The following is a 21,190-nucleotide window of genomic DNA, read 5'->3' as shown; positions in this document are numbered from 1 at the left end:
CCTTCATCGACAGTTGGTACCGGTATCAGGGACGACGGACGCCACCGGGCACCTTGGCAGCCTACGATCGCCGGGTGACGAGTGCGTCGACAGCGCAGAGCCCGAGCGCCGATCCTGCCAAGATGGTCGAGGTGACGGGCGAGCCGAGTCCCGACCAGGAGCCGACGGCACCGCCCGCCGCTGGCGGCGGTCTGCCCGCCCTGGTCCGGCGGCGGTTCGCCACCGTCGACAGCCAACTGGACCGACTCTCCTGGTTGGCCACGGCGGTGGTGGTGGCCATCGCGGCGATTCTGCGCTTCGTCGGGCTGTCCAGCCCGAAGGGCAAGATCTTCGACGAAACCTATTACGCCAAGGACGGCTACGGGCTGATCAGCCGGGGCGTCGAGTGGAACTACAAGGACAACGTCCCGTCGTACGTGGTGCATCCACCGCTGGGCAAGTGGTTGATCGGCCTCGGCGAGTGGGCCTTCGGCTATCAGGACGCCGACTCGAAGGTCTCCGTCCCCGGGCACCTGATGACCACCGCACCGGAGTTCGGCTGGCGGTTCTCGGCGGCCGTGGTCGGCACCCTGTCGGTCTTGCTGCTGGTCCGCATCGGCCGGCGGATGTTCCGCTCGACGGTGCTCGGCTGCGCCGCCGGCCTGCTGCTCGCCCTGGACGGCTTCCACCTGGTGCTGTCCCGCGCGGCGCTGCTCGACATCTTCCTGCTCTTCTTCGTGCTGGCCGCGTTCGGCGCGTTGGTGCTCGACCGGGACGCCCGCCGCCGACGCTGGGCGCGGGCGCTGGACGACGGGCTCGACCCGAGCCGGCCGGGCCGAGCCGGCCGACCCCCGACCGGTTGGCGCACCTGGCCGTGGTGGCGGTTGGCGGCCGGGGTGCTGATCGGCTGCGCCTGCGCGGTCAAGTGGAGCGCCCTGTATTTCGTACCGGTCTTCGCACTGCTGGTGATTTTCTGGGAGGTCGGCGTCCGCCGCTCGGCGGGGGTCCGCCGGCCCTGGCGGGACACCCTGCTCGACGAGCTGCCCTGGCTGGTGCTCGCCGGCGTGCTGATGCTGGGCACCTACCTCGCCACCTGGTCGGGCTGGCTGCTCACCGACGACGGCTACTACCGGCTCGCGTCGTCTCCCCACTATGCGACCGCTTCGCTCAGTGACCGCCCGGTGATCGGCCCGCTGATCAACCTCTTCGAGTACCACCGGGCGGCGTACGGCTTCCACGCCCAGCTCGACGACGCACACAAGTACCAGTCGTGGCCGTGGCAGTGGTTGCTGCTCGGCCGGCCGGTGGCCTTCTACTGGTCCGGTGACGGCGCCTGCGGCGAGCCGACCTGTGCCTCCGAGATCCTGCTGCTGGGCACCCCGCTGCTCTGGTGGTCGTTCCTGCCCGCCCTGGTGGCGCTGGCCTGGCTGGGCCTGGCCCGTCGGGACTGGCGGGCCGGCGCGATCCTGCTGAGCGTGGCCGCCGGGCTGCTGCCGTGGTTCGCCTTCGCCCTCCAGGGCCGCACGATGTTCGCGTTCTATGCCGCCCCGGCGGTGCCCTTCCTGGTGTTGGCCGTGGTGTACGTGTTGGGCGCGTTGATCGCACCCGCCGGGGGTGACGTGGGTGAGGTGGCGCCGCTGGTGCCCGGTGACCCGAGTTACGAACGCCGACTGGTGGGCAGCGTGGCGGCGGGGGCGTACGTGCTGCTGGTGGGGCTCTGCTTCGCGTACTTCTATCCGATCTTCGTCGGTAAGCTGCTCCCATACTCGGACTGGCTGTCCCGGATGTGGCTCGACGGTCGGTGGATATAAGCACCGACAGGCGACGCGCCGCATAGCGCGACGGAAAAGGGCCCGCACGCCTGAAGCGTGCGGGCCCTTTTGACAAAGACGCGCGCCCCGATCGCCTGCCACGGGGGAAGCGGGCGATTGGGGCGCGCATGAAGAGCTTAACCACCGCGCACCACCGGCACAACGGGTCGACTTGAGTCAGATTTCCGACGGATGCCGACCGGGGCGATGTTTGCTATGGGGCAGTTGACCGAGGGTGACCTGGCGTGGACCCAGAGCGCGAGACCGGCCGGCCAGAGGTGGTCGCCGGGCTGGTCGGAGGCGCCAGGCGGGGACGAGCCGGACCGACCCAAGTGATCATCCAAAGTGGATCTCACTACACTGCGGGCCGTGATCAACTTCAGACGATCGGCGGCCGTCCTCTGCGGACTGTTGGCGACCACCGCACTGGCCGGGCCGGTCCCGGCGCAGGCCAACGAGGAGCCGGTGCCGGAGCCTCCCCGGGTCGAGCTGGTGCTTGACGTCAGCGGCTCGATGGGCGCCGCCGACATCGACGGACGCAGCCGGATCTCGGTGGCCCAGCAAGCCTTCAACGAGGTGGTGGACGCCCTGCCGGAGCAGACCCAGCTCGGCATCCGGGTGCTCGGCGCGACCTACCGCGGCAAGGACAAGAAGGTCGGCTGCCAGGACACGCAGCAGATCGTGCCGGTCGGCCCGGTGGACCGGTCCGCAGCCAAGGCCGCCGTGGCGACGCTGCGGCCGACCGGGTTCACACCGGTCGGCCTCGCACTGCGCTCCGCCGCACAGGACCTGGGCACCGGGGCCACCACCCGGCGGATCGTGCTGATCACCGACGGCGAGGACACCTGCGCCCCGCCCGACCCGTGCGAGGTGGCCCGGGAACTCGCCGCCCAGGGCACCAGCCTGGTCGTCGACACCCTCGGCCTGGCCCCGGACGAGAAGGTCCGCCGGCAACTGCTCTGCATCGCCAGCGCGACCGGCGGCACCTACACCGCCGCGCAGAGCGCCGACGAGCTGACCGACCGGATCAAGCAACTCGTCGAGCGGGCCGGCGACACGTACACCGCGGCCCCGACCGTTGTCGGCGGCGCGAACGCCTGCGCTGCGGCGCCGCTGCTCGCCCCCGGCGTGTACGCCGACCGGGAGGCGTTCTCCGAGCACCGCTACTACCGAGTGCCGGTACGCCCCGGGCAGGAGCTTCGGGCGTCGGTCAGCATGGCGCTGGACCGGCCCGTGAACCGGGACTACGGCGTGCTGCTGCGGGCCACCGCGGCGGACGGTCGAGAGCTGGTCCGCGGCGCGGACGCCGGCAGCGGGCGGGCCGACGTGCTCTCCGCCGGGCTGCGCTGGTCGGCCACCGCCGATGACGAGGATGCCGCTGAAGCCGAGGAGACCGCCGCCGCGGTCGTCGAACCCAGCACCGTCTGCCTGGTGGTCAGCAACTCGTTCGCCCCCCGCCCCGGCACGGCAGCGACCCCGGGCATGCCGGTGGAGCTGACCATCGACGTGGTCGCCGCCGCACCCGCACCGGACGGACCAGACCTCGGCCGGGGCTGGGTGCTGCTCGCCCTGCTCACCATCGCCGGACTGATCACCGGTCTGCTCGCCGGCCTGCTCACCCGCTGGTGGGTCGCCACCTGGAGGGAGAACTGATGCGTACCGCACTGTTCCGGTCGCTGGCGGCGCTGCTCGCCGCTGGCGGGGCCGCGCTGCTCCCCACCGCGGCCGTCGCCGCCCCGACGCCCTCCCCCGGCGCAACGCCGGTGAACCGGGCCGGCACGTCGTTCCTCACCGCGACCCCGATCACCGCCGGGCAACCGGTACGGGTCGACGCCTCGATCGGCGACCACCTCTACTGGTCGTTCCCGGCGACGGCCGGTCAGGTGCACGAGATCAATGCCACCGTCACCTTCCCGAAGGGGCGCAGCGGGGCCTCCACCTGGACGGTCGACGTCTTCGACGGGTTGCGCCGACGCCAGGCGTGCACCGCAGGGGCGCAGACCCCCACCGTGGACGCGACGGCGACGAGCGTGGCGCTGGGCTGCACGCTGCGCGAGGTACGACCGTGGGCGGAGCCCTGGTCGGCCGATCCGCTGCCCGGCACGTACGTCGTCCGGCTCTCCGTGATCGACCTGCCGGAGCCGGATCTGGGTGCGCCGATCGACGTGGATTTGCTGGTCGGCACCATCGCCGACCGGGGCGCCTCGGCTGACGACGGCGAGTTGGCCGCACCGCTGGTGCCGAACACCAAGGCGGGCACCGTGCTCAACGCCGTACCCCCGGTGGACCCGGAGGCCGACGACGAGAGCGACCCGTTCGCGGACTGGTTGCCGGATCTCGGCTCGCGCTGGGTCTGGACCGGCATCGGCGGCGTGCTCGCCGCCGTGGGCGGCGTCGTCGGTTTCGCGGTGACCCGGCGGCCCCGGCGCCGCTGAACCCGTCCGGCCCCGCTGGTGGCCCCGCCCGTCGGCGGGGCCACCAGCGGTCAGCTGCGCCGGGGGCTGCGGGGCAACCAGCCGATGAACCGGTCCTGTAGCGACATCACCGGGGCGGCGCGCAGATCCTCGGTGGCGGCGGCGAGGCAGGAGCCCAGGTAGACGCTGAGCATCGCCCGGTCACCCCCGTACTCCGCCAGCAGCCGGCTGCGTTTCGTCGCGCACGGCCACTCGTCACCGCAGGAGCGGCAACTCCAGCAGGGGGTCTTCGGGGCGTGGTCATCAGCCCGCACCCCCGACTGTTCCGCACCATCGGTCATCGCACGTCCTTCCAGATGTCCACGGGACTGGCCGGCTGTCGTGCCCGGCCAGTGTTCGATGGTGGTCCCCCCGGAGCCATCAGTGAGGGCGGCGCGCAGCCCTCCGGTGTTACATCCTTCCGGTACCTTCACCGGTTGTGGGAGTCGGAAAGTTGACGGTTGAGCCGATGCTCCATTCCTACCGAGCGGTAGGCGGCAGCGATGCGTGACCTGCTGCCGTCGACGGTCGCGGTGGCCGTCGCCGGTCCGGCCGACTGGACCAGCGAGCTGCTCCCCGCCGAGCAGGCGTGCCTCAGCGAGCGGGCCGTTGCGACCCGCCGCAGGGACTTCGCTGCCGGGAGGGCCTGCGCCCGCAGGGCTCTCACCGATCTCGGCCTCCCACCGACCGCCGTGCCGGCCGCCGCCGACCGCGCGCCGGTCTGGCCGGCGGGGATGGTCGGTGCCATCACCCACACCATCGGCTACTGCGCGGCCGCGGCCGCACACACCACCGACGTCCGGTCCGTCGGAATTGACGCCGAGCAGCACCGCGAGGTCAGCCTAGGAGTAAACCGGCTCGTGCTGCTGCCCGAGGAGGAGGCCAACTGCGCCCGCCTGCCGAGCGGCACCCACTGGCCGGTCGTGCTGTTCAGTGCCAAGGAGACCGTCTACAAGGTCTGGTACCCGGTCGTCGGTAGTTGGTTGGATTTCCACGACGCCCGGCTCGATCTTGATCCGGACGCGGGCACGTTCACGGCTCGGATCGCGCCCGCCCAGGTGGACGCGGCGGGGGTCGACGACCCGCCAGCATCGATAAGCGGCCGCTTCGTGGTCGCCGACGGGCTGGTCCGCACCGCCGCCGTACTCTCCCTGCGCTAGCCGGTGTGCTCACCGACAGCGATGGGTAGACCACCGCGTCCACTGTGCCGGCCGGTTTCCGACCGGACGGCGTCCAGGCTGGCCGTACCGGCGCATCGTCGTCATCAGTGAGACGCGATCCAGCGCGACGGCCGGACGATCGGCCACGCACGGTAGCGTCGGCGGAGTTCCCGAACCGCACGTACCGAGGCGTCAAGGAGTACGGTGACCCACCCCCAGCAGTATCGCCAGCAGTCCAACCCGGAGCCGTCGACCCATCCGTTCGCGGCGACACCGCAGCCGCCGTTCTCGGGCGCCGCGTACCCGGTTGCCGGCGGTGGGCACCCGGACGCTGGCGGCGGACACCCGGTGGGCCGGGTGTCGGGCTATCCGCTCATCGCACCGCCGCCGACGCGGACGAACGCCGCCAAGAAGACCGCCGTGGTCGTCGCGGTCACCGCGGCCGTGCTCACCCTGCTCTGCTGCGCGGGCGGCATCGTGGCGCTCGTCATGGGCGCCAACCGGGCCGACGGCACCAATTCCAACGCCATCGGGACCGCCGGCACCCGGAAGCCGTAAGAGCGTGATGTGGGGCCGGCCCCACCGGTAGGAACAAGGGCGAGCACCGCGTACGGTGCTCGCCCTTGTTCAGGTGCCCGTCCTCACCTGGACGGGCCGCAGGTCAGCAGCCCGTCCAGCGCACCGGGGTGACACGGTCGGCATTGCGGAAGCCGACGATGGTGCCCGTGTCGGAGATGACCCGAGCACCGATGCCCACCCCGACGCCGCCGCCGGGCAACTCCCGGGAGCTGGCACCGCGCGCGACCCGGTCGCCGCCCACGACGACGCCCTTGGCGTTGACATCGTCCAGCGAACTCATCCGCCGGTCGATCGACGTGTACGAGCCGTCCCGAAGATCCCACCGCACCTTGACCGTGTTGCCATCGCCCGGGTTGACGAAGCCGACCGCCCAGTGCCCCGCCACCGCGTTGACAACGGTCGACTCAGCGCCCGGTACGGTGAGTGGCTTGATCCGGCCATTCGGCCGACGGACCCAGCCGGTCCAGTATCCGAAGTCCCCGGCCATACCGACGATGGTCCCGTTATCCGTGATCCCGCTCGGCGTGGCGTTGGCCGGGACGTCGAGCACCTCGACCGTGCCCGGCCGGGCGGCCGGCCAGCGCAGCACGACGAACTCGTTGGTTTCCACGTCCGTGCCTTGGCCGACGATGTCGCCGGCCTTGTTGATGGCGGTGACGCCAACACCGGTGAAGGACGGCAACACCGGCAGCCGCTCGATCCGGCCATCGCGGTACCGCCACGGCTGGCCGCCCCAGTCGCTGCCGATCACGACGCCGTCCTCGTTGATGTCGGAGGGTTCCGCCATGCTCGGCACCTCGACCTCGGTGAGCCGGTCCCCGTCCCAGAACAGCAGCAGGTACTGGTTGCCGGTCTCCTCGATCCGCAACGCGGTGCCGGCGACGAAGCGGCCCGTCGGGTCGATGGCGTTCGCGTCGGCGCGGTAGGTGTCAGTCGGGTACGGCAGGGTGCTGATCGTGCAGGCCCCGAGGGCCGCCCTGCCGGTCGCGGCGGTCGCCGGTGCGGCGACGGCGACGCCGAGAGAGGTGGCCAGCAGTCCGGCGGCGGCGGTGCCCGCGAGCATCCTGCGTCGAGCGGTGTACGTCATCTTCTTCTCCCCGTGTGCGCCCGGGTGCTCCCGGGTTTTGATTGATACCGGTCTCACACCTGGGGAGGCTCCACGGTTGCGATGTGTCAGGGAGGAGACAGAAACGGTTTCCAGCGGGGCTACCGGGCCCACGGCTGCGTGCCGGCGACGACCGGATGGCCGGTGCGGGCCGACTCTTCGATGGCGAGGCTGATCAGATGGTCCTGGCAGGCCTCGGCGAGGGGGTACGGCGCCGGGCCCTCCTCCCGCGCCCACGCACCGCTGCGGGCGAGGATGTCGGCAACCGCGATGTCGTCATCGGACATTCCACTGCCGACGAACGGATTGCGATAGACGACATCGCCGTCGAAGCTGATGTGCTTCAGGTCGAGCCCTTCCAGGTTCAGGTCGTGACCGGTCTGCCGTCGCGTCAGGGACGACTCCACCGGCGTGGTCGGGTCGACCAGGCGGACGACCCGGTCGTCGACCAGCTCACCGAGCGAACCCCGCACCACCAGTCGGCGGGCGCGCAGCGGATTCCACCACTGGTTGTCGGTGAAGTCGTACAACCCCATCCGCCCGTCGAAATCGATGGACGCGAGGGTGGTGGTGAGCTGCCGCGGGGTGGCGTCGCCACTCCAACCGGCAGGTGACAGCGGGTTGGCCAGCGGCGCGACGAAGGCCCGCGCGCTGACCTCTGCGGCGTCGAACCCGACGCCGAGCAGGCCACGGATCAGCGAGACCGCGTGGTAGAGGTGTGTCGAGGAGATCTGGACCGAGGTCGGCTCGCCGAGCACCCCGGCGCGGACCAGCGCCAGGCGGGCCGCGTGCCCCGGCATCAGCAGGTACTGCTCGGCGACCTGCACCAGACCGCTGCCCCCGACATCGGCCCAGAGCGAGCGCAGGCCCGCCAGGTCCGGGGCGGGAGGCGTTTCGGCCAGCACCGGTACGCCGGCCGCGACCAACTCGCGGGTCACGTCGGGGGTCACGGGCCAGGGCACCGAGACGATGACGAAGTCCGGTCGCTCGTGAGCGAGCAGTTCGGCCGTCGTACGGAAGGTCCGCACGCCCCATTCGGCCGCCACCACGTCACCCCGCGATTCGGTACGCGTCACCACTCCGGTCGCCCGGAACCGCTCCGGCAGAAGCCGGGCCAGGCGTAGGAAGAATTCCCCCCGCCAGCCACTGCCGACGATGCCGAACCGGGTCTGGGCCGTCGTTGTCATCTGGGCTCCTCAGGTCGAGATCCGGATGCTAGCCGCCCGACGCGTCGCTCGCGTCTCGCCCGCCTCCGGCTGCGCGCATGGCCGCCGTCGGCGGTCTATCCACTTTGTACTTTGTGTCGCTGCGGACGGTCGGCACCATCGATCCGTGCGGTAATTGGCCGACAGCAACTATCGGGCAGGCGCCCGCGGCTGTCTCGTCTCCGAGAGAGGAACGGAATGCAAGGAACCTGGCGTAAGGCGGCTCTCGCGGCCGCCCTGTCGATCACCGGAGTGTTGGGTGGGCTGGCCATTGCCGCGCCCGCCCAGGCGCAGACCGTGGAGTCCGGTTCGGTCTCCTTCAGTGGCGACCCCGGCGACTACATCACCGGTGGAGATTCCTACTCCTACTCCACCGAGAACGGCGACCAACTCACGACGAACGGCTCGGCCGACAACAGCTACGTGTCGGTCAGCATCAGCGGCTACAACGGCGACTGGTGGTCGGTGGACTTCGACGCCCCGGGCAGTGCGGCGTTGGCCCCGGGCACCTACAAGGGTGCGACCCGATACCCGTTCAACGGCGCTGGTCCCGGGCTCGACCTGTCCGGCGAAGGGCGGGGCTGCAACGAGCTGACCGGCACCTTCACCGTCCTCAACGCGGTGTTCGGCCCCAACGGCTACGTGCAGACCTTCGACGCCACCTTTGAGCAGCACTGTGAGGGCTGGGAGGCCGCCGCACGCGGCGAGGTGCACATCTCCAACCCGCCGCCGCCGGAGCCGCTGGACCTCGAACTCGCCGTGGCGACCGACGGCATCGCCAACCGGATCAACGGCAACGCGGTCCTGCAGGGCACGGTGACCTGCAACCAGCCCACCTCCGTGTCGCTGGAGGGTGCGGTCACCCAGATCGTCAGGAGGGTGCTGGTGCGCGGCACCTTCTCGGCGCAGGTGAGCTGCACGCCGGGCAGCGCGACGCAGTGGACGGCCACCGCCGTCCCGACCGGTACGACCCCGTTCGGCAAGGGCAAGGCGGAGGCCATCACCCGGGCCACCGGCCATGACGTCGAGTACGACGAGTACGTCACCGTCAGCAACACCTCGATCGTGACGCTGACCAGGTCCTGACGCATTGAAGTCGGGCGGCCGGACAGACGTTCGGCCGCCCGGCCGCGAATCGCTACGGTTGCCGGGTCCGCGATGGAGGCACGACGGAGGATGTCGCCGATGGCTGCCAACCCCCTACACGTCGCACCTGGCGGCTCAGACGTAAAGGCGATGGAACGAGCGTCGTCCCTGGACTACTACCTGGTCCTGCCCGGGCAGGACGAGCGTGACCCGACCACTGCGGTGGAGGGGATCGTCGTCGAAGAATTCACCCGCCAGCACGACTACTCCACGACGGGTCTGGACAGCGCGGGCTGGACGCCGACTTCCGGCTGGTGGAGTTCCGCCTCGCTCAGCCGCGCCATCCGCACCGATCCGGAGACGCTGGCAAGGGTGGTGCCCACCTCTCGCCGCGAGGCCGAAAGCGTCTACCGCACGCTCGGGGGTGAGCAACTGCCCGACGACGCGGTGCTGCGTACGTACTTCCTCGACCACCAACCGATCGCGACCGCACCGCCGCTGCGGCTCGGCCCCGCGCAGCCCCCGGCCGGCTTCCACGAACGGCGCGTCTACCGCGTCCTCTTCGCCAAGGATCTCCGCGCCGAGCAGGTGACGAGCCTCTGGGCAGCGTGGCGGACGCCGGTTGACGGCACGAACGCATCAGCCGCGAGCGGTCGCCTCGAGAAGGACGGCGACCAACTCACCTGGGATCTACGACGGGTCGGCCACACACTCGCCTGGTGTCTCGACGTGACCGTCCTGTTGAGCACCGCCACCGCCGACGCGGTGGGTTCGACCCTGTCCGACCTGACGAGCGTCCTGCGACAGCACGGCCTGATACCCGTGACGACCGAACGATTCTCCTAGTCGTCCTGCCGCAGGACGACTGCTCGGCTGTCGGCTTCGCGGGCCTCGGGAGCACCGGACACTCACGTACGATCCGGGTCCGCCTGTTCCACCGGGAGGTACGACACCTGTGCAGACCGACGACCTGCTCGATACGGCTGTGGCAGCAATGAATCGCACTGGCCGTCGCCGACGGATCGGCGCCACGGCGGCAGGTGTCACCCTCGCTCTCGCGCTCGTCGGCGGCATCGTTCTCAGCCGCCGGGTGCCCGACCAGGCCGCGACCCAAGGCGTGGCCGCGACCACGGCTGCGCCGGTGGTGCCGGCCATGGGCTGGAACGCCGCGATGGTTGGTCGCGACGACAGGACCATCACCGTGTGGGCCACCCCCGGCGACACGGCCTGCAAGGAGCTCGTGCAACCGCAGGCCACGCTCACCGAGCAGACCGACACTCAGGTGGTCGTCGCGGTGAGCGGCCGCGTGGTGGACGCCACCGACTGCGCGACCAGCGGCCTACGGGTGCCCCTCGTCGTGTCGCTGCAGAAGCCCCTCGGCGGTCGGGTGCTCCGCGACGCCACCAGTGCGCTGCCACCACCGACCTTCTCCGATCGCGACCTGCCAGACCTGACCTCCGACAAGCGGTGGAGCCCGCATCCGAGTCACTGTGACGAGGGCTTCTGCCAGGGCTACAACGGCCCGAACGGCTCCACGCTGTTCGCGAGCGCGAGCGCGAGCGCGGGCCGTACGGTCGGGGGAGGCAACGGCCCCTCCCCTGTCGGCACCATGCTCGTCGGCTCACACCGGGGCACCATCACGGGGAGCCCCGGTTCCTTCTGGTCGGTGCAGTGGGAGGTCGGGGACCTGACGTACTCGCTGCGGTTGACGCCCTCCGAGGGCGAAAAATTCAGCCTGGCGCAGTTCCGCACCGAACTCGCCAGCTTGAGGTGGAGCTGACGACCGGATTCGTGCCCCGCCAACACCGAAAAGGCCGTTTCCGACTTACGGAAACGGCCTTTGATCCGGGGTGGAGCTGAGGGGATTTGAACCCCATACACCTGCGACCTCGATGGATCATCTTCTATCGGGCGGATCGCAGCGCTGACCTGCACAACCGTCGTCATCGCCTTTCGACGTTTGACACGGCTTCTCGGTCCCGGTTGTGCCGGATCTGTGCCCAGCGATCTTCGTCCCAGGACGACCGCTTGACCCCAGAGATCGGCAACCGGGTGCCGTCCGCCTCGCACCGCTGGTCGAGGGGTCTAATGGTCGTCACCGTGGTTCCGCTTGGTGTCGTCGGTTGCTGCACTCCCCTGCTGTACTGCGTGACCCAGCATCGTCCGTCGGTCGGGCTAGCGAATGCAGGCCGCGATGTAGCACCACCGCGAGGACTAGCACAGCAAGTGTCGGGATAGCGACAAATGACAAGCGACTTGCTGTTGCGGAAGGGGTTTCAGCCGATAATTCACTAGTGACGCCTCAACGCCGACAGTTCGATCTGCCCGATACTGAGCAGGCACGCCTATTCGATTCCCTCGACCCTGCGCCAGCGTTGGCCGTGCCGCCGGGAGGATACGCGCCGCTTGCGCGCCCCAGACCGAGTCGTTTGCCCTTTGAGGCCATGTCGCCGTATGACTTCGAGGCGCTCATTGCAGAGGTAGCCACGATGGTGGACGGCCACCGGGAGGCCCGGCTGTACGGTAGGTCGGGCCGGGCTGACGATGGCCGGGATGTGATTGCCACCGATGACGGTATGACGTATTTCGCATACCAATGTAAGCGTGTGGCACAATTCGACGGAGCTGCCCTACGACGCGCGGTCACGGCGTTCGAGGTCCGGCAGCCGTTCGTCGTCACTAGTTTCATCGTGGTTGTGGCATGCATCGTCGACGCAAAAGACATTGAGACCGATCTGATCGAACTTCGGGCTGCGAGGTCCGGTCTAGATATTCAGGTTCGAGACGGCTGGGATCTGTCCAGGTCGCTACGAGAGTTTCCGACCGTTGTCGAAACCGCGTTCGGGCCTGCCATCCGCCGGGACTTCTGCAATGAGGAGGCGTCATCGACCGCGCCGAGTAGTGGTCCAATGACTGCCACGGTGGCGGAGGGCGGTATTTCTATTCAGGCTGGCCGAGACATCAACGGAGCGATGCATTTCGGACAAAGCAGTGGAAGGTGACGACAACGCTGGCGCCGATATTGGGGCAATGATCGCCGAAGCTGGCCCCCATGCAACCATCCTCCAAGCGCGCCGTGATTTGAACGTTACCTATGTGCGTGCTCGAGTGCCGCGCGTAGTGGTCAGTTCTAGAGACGTTAATGTCGCCGTTCATGCCTTCAGCCCACCGCAAGGCTACGAGCGGGCAGAGCACATTCTTTGGCGCGGGCATGGCGCGGGCGTAGTTGTGCTGATGGGAGAGCCCCGCACCGGGCGGCAAACTTGTGCGTTGTCAGTGTTGTGTCTCGGCACTGCTCAGCCCGTCCATAGGCTGAACGTGACCTGGGGAGAGTATGATTTTCGTGATCTCCCGCGAGAAGGAAATGCTCGGTACTTGCTCGACATTACTTACGCCGAGGAATTGTCCGACGATTTTGCCGCCAATCTGCGTGATTATGGCCGCGAACTGGAGGCGGTGAACGCAAGGCTAGTCGTCATCGCGAGCACTGCAATCTGGCAACAGTACGCCGACGAGCTTGCCGACATTACGGCGTCTATTGGCCAACCTCAGGTCCTCGAAGTTGTGCGGGTCCGGTTGGATTATCAGGCGCGACGTACTGCCATGCCTGGAGGGGAACTCCTAGATGTCCAGGCTCTAGCGGGGATCGTCGAAGCGTTGAAGGACAGCGATGCCCCGCCAGACTACGGCGTTGGCCTCGCATTTGACATAACCGCGCATGCGGAATCGCAAGAGGAATTGCTGCGCTTTGCCGCGTCATGGAAGCGCTGGAATCGGTACATTGTTGACCATCTCGCCAAGGACGTGCCGGGTAGTGCGGGCGAGCGAATTTTGCTCATAGCCGCAGCGGTTCTCGGCGGAGCAACGGTTGAAACACTTTCGGAAGAGGCCGGCGCTCTGAGTGGGAAACTTGGCATAGCGGTTGATCCTACGAGAACGCTTGAGGGTGCCGACATACGTCAACAGCTCGCCAAGGTAGGGGCGCGCAGAATCGGCGACCGGATTTATTTATCGGCCCGAGGTGCGGACCATGACGAAGTTATTGACTATCTTTGGGAGCAAAGACCTAACATTAGGAAGGCACTCTTTTCCTGGATCACCGACATGTCAGCGCGCAAACCTACTGACAGCGCTGAGAGCCGTCGGCTTATCGAAGTGGTTCATCGTCTAGCATCCCGCCATCGATGGGTATCCGCAATTGATGTGCTTTTCAACTTGTTGAACGGCAATCGTGATCAGAATCGGCGGGCTTATGCAGCTCTCGCTGGGCTCTTAGAGGATCCGCACGTCGGCCAGGCATTACAAAAGCGCCTTTACGACTGGGCTGGCGGCAGCCGAAATCTCGTCGAAGTAGCCCGGCTCTGTGGCGGCAAGGTTGGCGACAATTCGTTCACCGTTGCCGTCGTGCGGTTACGTCGCGTTGCTAGTCGAGCGCAGACCGCTGCAGTCCGACTGGCAGTACAAGATGCATTGCGTTCTCATGTTGAGAGGACGAAATTGACTAGGGTGCTTTCGGTAGTTGAGCAATGGCCCCAGCATGAGAGAACCATCGCACTGACAGGGCTTCTCGATCCCGAGTGGCTGCATAGGGCGGGCCATCTCAATACCCGTTCGGGTACTCAAGGCGAGCTAGGTCTTCTTGACCCCCTGGCTGATGCATGGCTGTGGCTCATCAACGACCCGGCTGCGGGCGAGTTCAACACGGAACTTATTCGTGGTTGGGGGCGACTAGCAGATCTCCATCCCGAAGCTCGCGCTCTAGCCGTGGAACTGCTTGCGACTGTCGTTGGGGCCGGTCAGCCCAATCCCCCCATAGCGACAATCTTCCAGCAGCTATCCCCCGATATGTCTGCGGCAGTCATTGACTGCCTGAAAGGCAAACACGGCATCGATTCGGTCGAAAGCAGAACGGATATGGGGGGCTGACATCTGACCGCGCCGTCGCAGCTGAGCCGTTTCCTGTACATATCCCGCTGCACCTGGCAGCCATCCCGTCGGCCTTCGTCCGCACACCGTGGAGTGGGTGGGGCCTGCCCGGTCAAGGTGGAGCACCCAGCGGCTGAACGACCTTGACCGGGCAGGCCCCACCTGCTCGGCTCTGCCCGGACGGAGGTTGTCGGGATGGCACCACCATCCCAGAGCGCCCGAGCGCCCCGCCGGAGGCACTGTCCGTGTCTCGACCAACTTGAAGCCCCGGAACTGCCATCGATCATGGCGGCCCAGGGCTTCTTCGTATGTCGCGCCGCCGGCGGGCTGTCACCGATCGCGCCGTGGCCGCAGGCCTAAGGCGCGAGCGGCGGGCCAGCGGCCCGGCCCAGGTTCGGCGGCGCGAACGGTCCGCGAAGCGGGCCGCCTTGATCCCGTACAGAAAGTTCTCACACAGGTGCTACTCGCCTCAGACCCCCCACTGCTCACCGACTACCCCGCCGAACAGATCCGTAATAGAATACGGGTGGCCGAACAAGAGTACGGCTAGAGTTGCGTACACAAGCCGTAACTCTCGGTTAGACAGGAAGGGTGGCTGCATGTTCGCATTGGTGGTGCGCTTCGATCTGAAAGACGACGAGAGCGCGAAAGCGTTTGACGCGCTTGTCGCAGAGACAGGGATTGAGATCCGTGCCCGCGAACCAGGGACGCTGATCTATGCTACCCACTCCGTAGAGGGGGCACCGCTCGCCCGAGTCTTCTACGAGTGCTACGCAGACCGAGAAGCATTCGAGGCGCACGAAGTGCAACCCCACGTGATCCGCTTCCACAAGGAGCGCGAACCGTACACGCAGGACGCCCGGGTTGAGTTTCTGACGGTCGGACCTAGCAAGGGTCTTGGTTCACTAGATGCCTGACAGCAACGAGCAAGGTCGACTTATAGCTAGGCGGCGGCAGAAGCGCGGTCTATCTCAGCGTGAGTTTGCCGAGATGATCGGGCGGTCTGAGGCGTGGCTTTCGCAGGTCGAGCGTGGGGTGCGTTCGATCGATCGGGTCTCCATTTTGGAGCGGATTGCGGGTGCGCTCGGTATCCCAATGGCCGAACTGGCCCCCGGCACTGCGGATACGGAGAGCACTGAGGTTCCCTCGGCGGCTACCGCCCTACGTTCGGTGCTAAGTACCAGCTACCTCATGGCCGCGATTCTGGGCAAGGACCGAGAGCTTCCCCTGCCGCAGACAGCCGAGCGAGCCGATCTGTGTTGGACGTACGCACACGCCGCCCGTTACGAGGATCTGGCCGAGCTGCTGCGGGGCCTACTGCCGGATCTGGAGAGAGCAACGCGATCCGCCAAAGGCGAGGCGCGAAAGACGTACCTCAACGAGCTAGCGTCGGTGTATCACGCCCTCTCGGCCGCACTGTCGAAGCTTGGTCAGCATGAAGCGGCCTGGGTGGCAATCGATCGGGCCTTGCTCGTTGCGGAGCAGGTGGGAGACCCGCTTTTGGTCGCCGCTGGAACGTTCCGCCTTGCGCTGGTGTTTCAGGGCGGGCGGCAATTCGAGCAGGTCATAAGCGCTGCATCGTCGTCCGCGGAAGCGCTTGAGTCCGAGGTATCGGCAGACAAGCCGGCGGCTGTGTCGCTGTTCGGCGCGCTGAATCTGCAACTGGCTGTGGCCTCTGCGCGGATGGGAGATGATCAGAGGGCTCACGCGTATCTCGGAGTGGCGCGAGAGGCAGCTCAGCTCCTAGGGGTCGACCGCAACGATTACGAAACCGAGTTTGGTCCCACGAATGTCCAGCTACACGAGGTCGCGGTGGCAGTCGAACTCGGTGACGCTGGTTCTGCGCTCCGGGCGGCCGAGCGGATCGACTCGTCCGGCCTATCGTCCGAGCGGCAGGCTCGGCTCCTCATGTACGTGGCAGGGGCCTGGACTCAGCGTCGCAGGGTATCTGAGGCGGTCGATGCGCTTGAGCAGGCCGAGGCGCTGACCCCGGAGCAGGTCAAGGGACACCCGGCGGTCGAGACGATGGTTTCCGACCTTGTACGGATGGAACCCGTCCCCTCCGACCGACTGGCAGCCTTGGCTCGCCGCGTAGGAGTGGCCTAGCTACCGTCACACCTTCCGAGCCGCACCGAAGGGCGTCCCACAGCGGGGCGCCCTTCTTCGCATCAAGATTCCGGTCGATGACCCGTACCGAAGTACTAGACACGTACTTTTGTACGGGCTACGCTGATCCCATCGAACACGGGCAATCGCTCAAGGTGAGCGAGCCCTAGTTGAAGGGAGTCAGTCATGGGACGTCTGCTGCTGGACACCTCGCGGGTGTCGTACGAGGTCGCGGTGAACCCGGTTCCGAAGCTGGACCAGTCGGGTCAGCAGAAGTTCGATCGGGAGACGAAGGCCCCGATGTGGGCGGTGCAGCTCTACGCCCTCGCGGACGGTAGCGCTGAGGTCATCAACGTGACCGTGGTCAGCCCGGTGATGCCGGCTGTCACGGTTCGTCAGCCGGTCGTGCCGGTGAACCTGGAGGCGCTGCCCTGGGTCAACGACCGTGACGGCAAGGTCCGCTCGGGTGTCGCGTTCCGGGCTTCGGCTCTGACCGCGATGGACACCGCCGCCGTCTAGGGCGGCGTTCCTGGATCGGCTCCACAGAAGCGAGAGGTGGACACGGGGTCGCCGTTGATTGGCGTCGTCTGCGACCCCGCGTCCTGTCCAACAAGGTCCCTACCTAGGGAGGACTTGTCGTGTCCAAGTCTAGCCAGAGGTCCCCGTTCGGCTGGTCGAACCGTGGGGGTCAAGTCACTGTCATCGAAGCGCCGGTTGCCCGCTCGTACCGTCGTCGGGCCACCATCGCGTTCTGGGTCACCCTCGGTGTGGTCGGCCTCCTGGCCGCCACGGTGGCCTCTGAGTACATGCACCCGATCCTGGGTGGGCTGCTCGGCGTCGTCCTCGGCGCTGTGCTCGGCGCTGTGCTGTTCGCGCTGATCGTGGCGTGGCCGGTCCTGCGCGTCTTCTGGCACTGGCTGCCAGAGATCCTGCTCGGCCTGGCCACCGTCTACGGCTGGACCACGCTGATGCAGTCAACCCCGCTGTGGGGCTCCCTGCTCATCGTCGCCCTGGTCGTCGGCGTCCCCGCCGCCATCGCCCCGACCCGCCGTCGAGTCATGGCCTGGGCCTGGTGCCTGATCGTCCGGCACCGCCTGCGGTTGTGCTTCGCGGCGTTCATCGCCACCAACCGGCACGGCTCACTCCCGCTGATCCTGCTCGCCAAGCCGACACCGGCCGGCGAACGGGTCTGGGTGTGGCTGCGCCCCGGCCTGTCTCTGCGCGATCTGGAGCAGGACGGCCAGATGCAGAAGCTCGCTGTGGCGTGCTGGGCCAACGAGGTCCGCGTCATGCGCGCCGGCCGCAAGTACGCCGCGTTCATCCGGCTGGACATCACCCGCCGCGAGCCCTTGGCGCACACCGTTGTGTCGCCGCTGCCGGACTACGTCCCCACGGACATCCCGGCCAACGCCCCCACCTCTCCGGGCATGCCGCCTGTCGGCCTGGACCTGCCCGACGTACCCGACGTGACGGTCATCGCATCACCCGATGCGCCCCGCCAGCGCAAGCCGCGCAACCCCACCACTGCCGCGAGCCCGAACGGGTTCGACCCCTCCGACTACGCCTAACCACCGGGACGGCGCGGACCAAGCACCCCTGACGGGTCAAGAGTCCGCGCCCCCCACCCATCCCCCACCCGCCTGACACGTACGTGTCAACCAATCCTCGGGAGTCGTCGTGGACCTCACTGACACCATCGAACTACCCACCCCGGCGGACACGGTTCCGGTCGGCGCGGGCCTGTCCATCTTCGACCCGGTCTTCCTCGGCATCGACGAGTTCGGCCACCCGGCCTACCTCCCGATGATTTACCGCAACATCCTCATCGGCGGTGAACCCGGCGCGGGCAAGTCCAGCCTGTTGAACACCATCGTCGGGCACGCGGCCCTGTGCCCGGACGTGCGGCTGTGCCTACTCGACGGCAAGCAGGTCGAACTCGGGCTGTGGAAGGACGCCGCCGACGTGTTCGTCGGCCCCGACATCGACCACGCCATCCGCACCCTGCGCCGCGTGCAGACGGTGATGGACAACCGGTATGCGTTCCTGCTGTCGCACCGCCGCCGGAAGATCGGCCCTAACGACCTGTTCGGTCAGATCCTCGTGGCCTGCGACGAGATCGCCTACTTCTCCGCCACCGCCGGGGACAAGAAAGACCAGGACCTGTTCGCCGCGCTGCTGCGCGACATCGTCGCCCGGGGCCGCGCCGTCGGCATCATCGTCGCCGCCGCGACCCAGCGCCCGTCCTCGGACATCATCCCGCCATCGCTGCGGGACCTGTTCGCATGGCGGTTCGCCGGCCGCTGCACCAACGACGTGTCCTCCGACATCGTCCTCGGACACGGCTGGTACGCCCGCGGCTTCTCGTCCAACAGCATCGACCCAAACAACCAGGGCGAGGGCTACCTCATCGCCGAAGGCGGCATTCCCAACCGCGTGAAGGCCGCCTACATGACCGACGCCGACATCATCCGCGTCGCCGACTACGCCACCTGGACCCGCCGACGTAGCGGCCTCGTCGCCCCCGCCGAGTCCGCCGTGAAGGTCGCGGCATGAAGACCCGGACCGCTGTCCCGACTCGGGTCCTGGACCTCGTGCTCATCGGTGACGGCGAAGACATCGCCGCACTCACCGCCATCGCCCGCCACGCGGGCGCCCTCGTCTTCCGCTCCGCACCCGCTCTTGTCAGCGACGGCAGACAACGGGTGGCTCTCAGGCTCCACCTGCACCACCGATAGAAGCGGCCGACGGCCCGGACCAAGCCCTGGAAAGCGAACCCGGACCGCCGACCCAACCACCGCCCACGAAAGGACGTGGCCGCCATGAACCCTACCCAAAATCAGTCCACCATCCCTGGCGCGCTGGCCGACCTGACTCCGGCCGACATCCTGCGCTGCGCCGCCCGCTACCTCGAAATCCGAGGCTGGACCCAAGGTTCCTACTACGCCTCGACCGAGGACAACCCGTTCCCGCCGGCCTGCGTGGCCGGTGCGATCGGCATGGCCGCCCACGGCCGGCTCATCACTCTGCCCTGCAACAGCGGACCTGGACGGTGTGAGGCCCGACGCGCCCGCAAGTACCTGACGGGCTACCTCGCCGACACCGGCGCGCTCACCATTCCGGCCAACGACTGGCAGGGCTGGCCCACCGCCAGCGACTGGAACGACCGTGACGGTCAGACTGCCGAGAACGTCATCTCCACGCTGCGCGACGCGGCGGACACGTGGGACTGGACCCACGCCACCGAGGACGACCTCGAAACCTACGCCGAACACGAGTACAGCCAGGAACGGCTGCCGACCCGTGCCGGGTTCCTCGTCTGGCGGGCGACCCGATGAGCACCGTCACCGCTTTGCCGACCGGCAACGTTCATGCGGTTCTCGACCGCACCGCCCTCTACCTGGGCCGCTACGGCTGGACCCCCACCGGCCTCTACGACGCCCACGACGCCTGCCCCGCCACGTGCGCCTGTCACCGCACCGGCACCTACCCGGCGTCGATCCTCGGCGCGATCCGGGCCGCCGTGTTCGGCCGGCCCCGCTGGTACCTGACCGGCATCACCGACGCCGACCAGCACGCCTACAGCGCCGCCGTCGAGTGGTTCAACACCTACCTCATCGCCGTCGGCCACGCCGGCCTTCACGCCCCGGTCTTCGACTGGGAAACCCTGCCCGGCCGCACCCCGGCCGACGTCATCGAGGCGCTGTGCGCCGCCGCCATCGCCTACCGCCGACACACCATCCGGAGGGCCGCATGAGCATCGCCGCCCACACCCCCGACCTGACACGTACGTGTCAAAACGACATCTCCACCGCCGCACTCGTCGCCGCTCTGGAAGCCGCTTGGGCCGCGATCCGCGCCCAGCACACCGAAGTTCCGGCCGCTGTTCTCGTGGTCGGCTCTGGCTCCCCCACCAAAGCGAACCAGGGCATGAAGTGGGGTCACTTCGCCGCCCTTCGCTGGCAAGCCGGCGAGCAGCAACTGCCCGAAATCCTCATCTCCGGTGAGGGACTGTCCCGCGAACCGGAAGCCGTGTTCACCACGCTCCTGCACGAAGCAACCCACGCCCTCGCCGACGTCCGGGGCATCCAGGACACCTCCCGGCAGGGCCGCTGGCACAACAAGAAGTTCGCCACCCTCGCCGCCGAACTCGGCCTGTCCACGACCAAGGACGACAAGCTCGGCTACTCGCCCTGCACCCTGACCGACCTCACCCGCGCCCGCTACAAGGCCACCATCACCGGCCTCACTGAGGCGCTGCGCTTCTACCGCCACCCGGAACCGACCGGGGAGGGCAAGACCCGCACGAACAACAACAACGGCGTCTCGTGCGAATGCGAGTGCCCCCGCAAGTTGCGCATCTCCAAGGCCGCCTTCGAGGAAGGCCCGATCGTCTGCGCCCAGTGCTCGGCGGCGTTCCTGCCCGAGGACATCGACCGCGACACCTACGAACACCCCACCTTCGCCACCGGCACCTCTGCCGGCGACGACACCGACGACCAGGCCGACGACGACTCGGAGGACCCGATGGTGTTCTACGACCCGACCGGCGAGCGCTACGGCCTGCCGACCTACCCCTTCAAGTTCGCCCCCGACGGGCTGCTGACCCGCCGGCAACTGCGTACCCGCAACCTGCGCCCCGGCGGCCAAGACCCCGCCGCGCAAATCATGTGGCGTCGCGGAAAGCGCGTCGCCTACCTGTTCCGCCTCGACCTCGCGATGCCCAAGCGCACCGCCACCCCCGCCCAACGGGCGGCCATCGACAAGGCGCTCACCGCCCGGC

Annotated in this window: 22 protein-coding genes; 19 read left to right on the top strand and 3 right to left on the bottom strand. The window is 68.0% G+C overall.

The window, feature by feature from the left end:
• Nucleotides 1-122: 122 nt before the first annotated feature.
• The 3 genes from C7C45_RS14660 to C7C45_RS14650 all read left to right on the top strand — a co-directional run bounded on the left by C7C45_RS14660 (nt 123) and on the right by C7C45_RS14650 (nt 4,225).
• Nucleotides 123-1,790 carry a dolichyl-phosphate-mannose--protein mannosyltransferase gene (locus C7C45_RS14660; protein ID WP_244200391.1) on the top strand — a complete coding sequence of 556 codons (1,668 nt, stop codon included), beginning with the start codon at nt 123-125 and terminating at the stop codon, nt 1,788-1,790.
• 369 nt (nt 1,791-2,159) lie between these two features.
• The gene (locus C7C45_RS14655; RefSeq protein ID WP_110564319.1) at nt 2,160-3,443 is read left to right on the top strand and encodes a VWA domain-containing protein; all 1,284 of its coding nucleotides are present in this window, start codon (nt 2,160-2,162) and stop codon (nt 3,441-3,443) included.
• Nucleotides 3,443-4,225, top strand: coding sequence for a peptidase (locus C7C45_RS14650; protein WP_110564320.1), 783 nt, complete (start codon nt 3,443-3,445; stop codon nt 4,223-4,225). The genes C7C45_RS14655 and C7C45_RS14650 overlap by 1 nt, the downstream gene beginning before the upstream one ends.
• A gap of 50 nt (nt 4,226-4,275) precedes the next feature.
• Here the strand turns inward: C7C45_RS14650 and C7C45_RS14645 are convergent, their stop codons facing one another.
• Nucleotides 4,276-4,545: a hypothetical protein gene (locus C7C45_RS14645; RefSeq protein ID WP_110564220.1), complete on the bottom strand. Its 270-nt coding sequence runs from the start codon at nt 4,543-4,545 to the stop codon at nt 4,276-4,278.
• A 201-nt stretch (nt 4,546-4,746) separates the two neighbouring features.
• Here C7C45_RS14645 and C7C45_RS14640 point away from each other — a divergent pair, with 201 nt between their 5' ends.
• A complete protein-coding gene (locus tag C7C45_RS14640; protein WP_110564219.1) occupies nt 4,747-5,403 on the top strand; it encodes a 4'-phosphopantetheinyl transferase family protein in 657 nt (218 codons plus the stop codon).
• Nucleotides 5,404-5,607: 204 nt separating this feature from the next.
• Nucleotides 5,608-5,961 (top strand): hypothetical protein, encoded by a 354-nt coding sequence (locus C7C45_RS14635; protein WP_110564218.1) that lies wholly within the window; start codon nt 5,608-5,610, stop codon nt 5,959-5,961.
• A 103-nt stretch (nt 5,962-6,064) separates the two neighbouring features.
• Here C7C45_RS14635 and C7C45_RS14630 read toward each other — a convergent pair whose 3' ends face one another.
• Both C7C45_RS14630 and C7C45_RS14625 read right to left on the bottom strand, forming a co-directional pair.
• A complete protein-coding gene (locus C7C45_RS14630; protein WP_146247321.1) occupies nt 6,065-7,069 on the bottom strand; it encodes a hypothetical protein in 1,005 nt (334 codons plus the stop codon).
• 119 nt (nt 7,070-7,188) lie between these two features.
• Nucleotides 7,189-8,274, bottom strand: a complete 1,086-nt coding sequence (locus C7C45_RS14625) for a Gfo/Idh/MocA family protein (RefSeq protein ID WP_110564216.1) — start codon at nt 8,272-8,274, stop codon at nt 7,189-7,191.
• A 216-nt stretch (nt 8,275-8,490) separates the two neighbouring features.
• Between C7C45_RS14625 and C7C45_RS14620 the strand changes: the two genes are divergently transcribed.
• The 14 genes from C7C45_RS14620 to C7C45_RS14555 all read left to right on the top strand — a co-directional run.
• A complete protein-coding gene (locus C7C45_RS14620) occupies nt 8,491-9,378 on the top strand; it encodes a hypothetical protein (protein ID WP_110564215.1) in 888 nt (295 codons plus the stop codon).
• Between the two features lie 150 nt (nt 9,379-9,528).
• Nucleotides 9,529-10,224 (top strand): hypothetical protein, encoded by a 696-nt coding sequence (locus tag C7C45_RS14615; protein ID WP_110564214.1) that lies wholly within the window; start codon nt 9,529-9,531, stop codon nt 10,222-10,224.
• A gap of 148 nt (nt 10,225-10,372) precedes the next feature.
• On the top strand, nt 10,373-11,158 hold the full coding sequence (locus tag C7C45_RS14610; RefSeq protein ID WP_110564213.1) for a hypothetical protein: 786 nt from the start codon (nt 10,373-10,375) through the stop codon (nt 11,156-11,158).
• A 514-nt stretch (nt 11,159-11,672) separates the two neighbouring features.
• Nucleotides 11,673-12,380, top strand: a complete 708-nt coding sequence (locus C7C45_RS14605; protein ID WP_146247320.1) for a restriction endonuclease — start codon at nt 11,673-11,675, stop codon at nt 12,378-12,380.
• Complete coding sequence (locus C7C45_RS33615; RefSeq protein ID WP_146247319.1) at nt 12,370-14,304, top strand: hypothetical protein; 1,935 nt, start codon at nt 12,370-12,372, stop codon at nt 14,302-14,304. Before C7C45_RS14605 ends, C7C45_RS33615 begins: the two co-directional genes overlap by 11 nt.
• 599 nt (nt 14,305-14,903) lie before the next feature.
• The gene (locus tag C7C45_RS14600) at nt 14,904-15,221 is read left to right on the top strand and encodes a putative quinol monooxygenase (protein WP_110564211.1); all 318 of its coding nucleotides are present in this window, start codon (nt 14,904-14,906) and stop codon (nt 15,219-15,221) included.
• Nucleotides 15,214-16,410, top strand: a complete 1,197-nt coding sequence (locus C7C45_RS14595; protein WP_110564210.1) for a helix-turn-helix domain-containing protein — start codon at nt 15,214-15,216, stop codon at nt 16,408-16,410. Before C7C45_RS14600 ends, C7C45_RS14595 begins: the two co-directional genes overlap by 8 nt.
• Nucleotides 16,411-16,596: 186 nt before the next feature.
• Complete coding sequence (locus C7C45_RS14590; protein ID WP_110564209.1) at nt 16,597-16,929, top strand: hypothetical protein; 333 nt, start codon at nt 16,597-16,599, stop codon at nt 16,927-16,929.
• 119 nt (nt 16,930-17,048) lie between these two features.
• Nucleotides 17,049-17,978 carry a hypothetical protein gene (locus C7C45_RS14585; RefSeq protein ID WP_110564208.1) on the top strand — a complete coding sequence of 310 codons (930 nt, stop codon included), beginning with the start codon at nt 17,049-17,051 and terminating at the stop codon, nt 17,976-17,978.
• Between the two features lie 109 nt (nt 17,979-18,087).
• Complete coding sequence (locus C7C45_RS14580) at nt 18,088-18,963, top strand: FtsK/SpoIIIE domain-containing protein (RefSeq protein WP_110564207.1); 876 nt, start codon at nt 18,088-18,090, stop codon at nt 18,961-18,963.
• Nucleotides 18,960-19,145 (top strand): hypothetical protein, encoded by a 186-nt coding sequence (locus C7C45_RS14575; RefSeq protein ID WP_110564206.1) that lies wholly within the window; start codon nt 18,960-18,962, stop codon nt 19,143-19,145. The genes C7C45_RS14580 and C7C45_RS14575 overlap by 4 nt, the downstream gene beginning before the upstream one ends.
• A gap of 84 nt (nt 19,146-19,229) precedes the next feature.
• The gene (locus C7C45_RS14570; RefSeq protein ID WP_110564205.1) at nt 19,230-19,745 is read left to right on the top strand and encodes a DUF6197 family protein; all 516 of its coding nucleotides are present in this window, start codon (nt 19,230-19,232) and stop codon (nt 19,743-19,745) included.
• On the top strand, nt 19,742-20,164 hold the full coding sequence (locus C7C45_RS14565) for a DUF6197 family protein (protein ID WP_110564204.1): 423 nt from the start codon (nt 19,742-19,744) through the stop codon (nt 20,162-20,164). Before C7C45_RS14570 ends, C7C45_RS14565 begins: the two co-directional genes overlap by 4 nt.
• A 770-nt stretch (nt 20,165-20,934) precedes the next feature.
• Nucleotides 20,935-21,190, top strand: a 256-nt coding sequence (locus C7C45_RS14555) for an RRQRL motif-containing zinc-binding protein (RefSeq protein ID WP_280101376.1), incomplete at its 3' end; no start/stop codon positions are given.

This window comes from Micromonospora arborensis (assembly GCF_003205615.1).
Taxonomy (GTDB): Bacteria; Actinomycetota; Actinomycetes; order Mycobacteriales; family Micromonosporaceae; genus Micromonospora; species Micromonospora arborensis.
Note: the sequence above shows the minus strand (reverse complement) of the source record. Positions and strands in the feature narration are given on the sequence as shown.

What these genes read in the sequence shown, in the direction of transcription:
- C7C45_RS14645 (WP_110564220.1), bottom strand. Translation starts at nt 4,545, where the DNA reads ATGACCGATGGTGCGGAACAGTCGGGGGTGCGGGCTGATGACCACGCC.
- C7C45_RS14660 (WP_244200391.1), top strand. Translation starts at nt 123, where the DNA reads ATGGTCGAGGTGACGGGCGAGCCGAGTCCCGACCAGGAGCCGACGGCA.
- C7C45_RS14630 (WP_146247321.1), bottom strand. Translation starts at nt 7,069, where the DNA reads ATGACGTACACCGCTCGACGCAGGATGCTCGCGGGCACCGCCGCCGCC.
- C7C45_RS14590 (WP_110564209.1), top strand. Translation starts at nt 16,597, where the DNA reads ATGGGACGTCTGCTGCTGGACACCTCGCGGGTGTCGTACGAGGTCGCG.
- C7C45_RS14615 (WP_110564214.1), top strand. Translation starts at nt 9,529, where the DNA reads ATGGAACGAGCGTCGTCCCTGGACTACTACCTGGTCCTGCCCGGGCAG.
- C7C45_RS14640 (WP_110564219.1), top strand. Translation starts at nt 4,747, where the DNA reads ATGCGTGACCTGCTGCCGTCGACGGTCGCGGTGGCCGTCGCCGGTCCG.
- C7C45_RS14625 (WP_110564216.1), bottom strand. Translation starts at nt 8,274, where the DNA reads ATGACAACGACGGCCCAGACCCGGTTCGGCATCGTCGGCAGTGGCTGG.
- C7C45_RS14575 (WP_110564206.1), top strand. Translation starts at nt 18,960, where the DNA reads ATGAAGACCCGGACCGCTGTCCCGACTCGGGTCCTGGACCTCGTGCTC.
- C7C45_RS14620 (WP_110564215.1), top strand. Translation starts at nt 8,491, where the DNA reads ATGCAAGGAACCTGGCGTAAGGCGGCTCTCGCGGCCGCCCTGTCGATC.
- C7C45_RS14650 (WP_110564320.1), top strand. Translation starts at nt 3,443, where the DNA reads ATGCGTACCGCACTGTTCCGGTCGCTGGCGGCGCTGCTCGCCGCTGGC.
- C7C45_RS14570 (WP_110564205.1), top strand. Translation starts at nt 19,230, where the DNA reads ATGAACCCTACCCAAAATCAGTCCACCATCCCTGGCGCGCTGGCCGAC.
- C7C45_RS14610 (WP_110564213.1), top strand. Translation starts at nt 10,373, where the DNA reads ATGAATCGCACTGGCCGTCGCCGACGGATCGGCGCCACGGCGGCAGGT.
- C7C45_RS14565 (WP_110564204.1), top strand. Translation starts at nt 19,742, where the DNA reads ATGAGCACCGTCACCGCTTTGCCGACCGGCAACGTTCATGCGGTTCTC.
- C7C45_RS14600 (WP_110564211.1), top strand. Translation starts at nt 14,904, where the DNA reads ATGTTCGCATTGGTGGTGCGCTTCGATCTGAAAGACGACGAGAGCGCG.
- C7C45_RS14595 (WP_110564210.1), top strand. Translation starts at nt 15,214, where the DNA reads ATGCCTGACAGCAACGAGCAAGGTCGACTTATAGCTAGGCGGCGGCAG.